Here is a 1,997-nt window from a genome sequence, read left to right as displayed (position 1 = left end):
AGCGTGGTGGTGCTCGTGCGGGCATGGTCTTCGGTGAGGGGCCAGGGGACCGGCTGGGGCCGTCGGGCTCGCAGCGGCATGAAGCTTGCTTCACCGTGGAATCGGCCGTCTGCGGTGCCGTCGTCGTGGACGGTCAGGCAGGCTAGGGCGCCGTACTGGAAGGTTCCGAGGAGAGGGACAACGATACGGCCGGCGGGTCGTGTCTGCTCGACCCACGAGTAAGGAACTTTGGGGGTAGCCGCCGTGGCGATCACCCGATCGTAGGGTGCCCGGTCGGGGTGTCCGAGGGCGCCGTCTGCGGTGATGACGATAATCGAGTACCCGGTCTTTGTGAGGGCCGTTCGGGCGTGGTCGGCAATGGTGGGGTCGACTTCCATGGTTACGACATGGCCGGGGCCGGTGCGTTCGGCGAGAAGGGCGGCGTTGTAGCCGGTGCCGGTGCCGATCTCCAGGACGTTCATGCCTGCCTGCACGTCCAGCAGGTCAAGCATTTCGTCCATGAGCCATTGAGCGCTGCTGGAGCTGGTCGGGAAGACACCCTTGCCGTCATAGCGGTCGTGGCCGTCGTCAACCTGGATAGCGACCGCATCCCCGCTGTTTACGATCGCCGACCATGTTTCGGGGTCGTCGGCGCGCCGTAGGGGTGTCAGGTAGAAGTCTCCGTCTCTTCTGATCCAGATGACGTCCGGGATGAAGTCCTGGCGTCTCATGCCTTGCCTGATCCTTTGCAGACCCCACAGGTCTTCAGTACTTGCTTGTTGTCAAGCGACACGGTAACTTGTCCTGATCCCCCGCAGGTTGGGCATGGTAGCGGCCTGGAGTGTTTTCCCATCGCGTCTCCTTGAAGATGTACACGCCTGCACATTCGGGCGTGGTGCCGTCTACTCGGGAAGTGCTGTGTGCGCGCCGAGCTGGGCGAAGGCTTCGATTTCGGCGGCGGTGTCACGGGCGGTAGGTGAGCCGTGGTAGCGGGGATCGCTGAGGGCAGCGTGGACCCGCTGGAAGTTTTTCGCGAGACCGTGTAGGCGCTGCTGTTGAGGCAGATCCAAGACAGGTTGGATTGCATCACGGGCACCGTCGATGTCACCTTGGCGGGCGCGGGCCAAGCCTAGAACGATGCGCGCGCCTTCCCTGTTTCCAGAGTTGCGGCCTTCGACCGGTGCGGCTTCGAGCGCGGTAACAGCCTCCGCCGCAGCACGTTCTGTCGCCGCTTGATCTGGCAGCAGGGACAGGGCGTCGGCTGCGACGAATAGACCGTCGGGGCGGTCAAAGGAGAGTTGCCCTCCGATCTCGTCCAACTCGTCGGGCTGCGCTCGTGCATAGGCGTCTGCGGACGACGTTAGAGTAGCGCGAGCGCGGTCTGCGTCGCCCACGGCTGCGTAAGCGCGCGCTTGGCGTACGGCGAAGCCGATCGCGGATGTCCCCCGGGTGCTGGTTGCGTCCTCGGCGGCAAGCTGGACGTAGCGTAGGGATTCGTGGTGCCATCCCGCCCAGCGGGTGATGGAGCACTGTTCGTTGCGGAGCCAGGTTCGTAGGCCGGGGTGTCCGGCGCGGTCGGCGCACAGAAGCGCGGTGCGGGTCTGGGTCATGGCCGCGTCTATCTGACCGAGGTCAAGGCCGGCGTGGGCAAGCAGACCGCAGAGGACACCGGTAAGGAAGTACAGGTCACGGGCCTGGTCGGGTTGGGTCGGGCCGTCGAGATGACGGAAGGCGAACCGTTGTGCGGCGGTCAGGGCGGGCAGCAAGGCCGGGCCACCGTCGGCGGGGTACGCGCGGGCGATGCGGCGTACCTCGTTGTAGAGCAGGGTGACCGCATCGGGGCCGGCATCGGCGGCCTGTGCGTGTGCGAAGAAACGAGCGGTGTCGTCTGCGGCCATAAGACTTAGCCCTTCCGGTGCTGCCACGTCGTGAGATGGGCCGTTGTGGCTCCTCTCCCGAGCAGAGTAGGCAGAAAGGGCGTTCATCTGTGGTATGGGGACACCTGGCGTTGGGGGCGC

Annotated in this window: 2 protein-coding genes; both read right to left on the bottom strand. The window is 65.4% G+C overall.

Features of this window, described 5'->3' with window-relative positions; translation table 11 throughout:
* A partial coding sequence (locus U9980_RS24850) for a methyltransferase domain-containing protein (protein ID WP_322770143.1) occupies window positions 1-710 on the bottom strand: 710 nt, incomplete at its 3' end.
* A 171-nt stretch (window positions 711-881) separates the two neighbouring features.
* Window positions 882-1,877: a hypothetical protein gene (locus tag U9980_RS24845; protein WP_322770142.1), complete on the bottom strand. Its 996-nt coding sequence runs from the start codon at window positions 1,875-1,877 to the stop codon at window positions 882-884.
* Window positions 1,878-1,997: the final 120 nt, after the last annotated feature.

The organism is Protofrankia sp. Cr1 (assembly GCF_963555865.1).
Classification (GTDB): domain Bacteria; phylum Actinomycetota; class Actinomycetes; order Frankiales; family Frankiaceae; genus Protofrankia.
Note: the sequence above shows the minus strand (reverse complement) of the source record. Positions and strands in the feature narration are given on the sequence as shown.

Bases quoted from the DNA above. Each gene is read 5' to 3' on its own strand.
- U9980_RS24845 (WP_322770142.1), bottom strand. From the start codon at position 1,877: ATGGCCGCAGACGACACCGCTCGTTTCTTCGCACACGCACAGGCCGCC.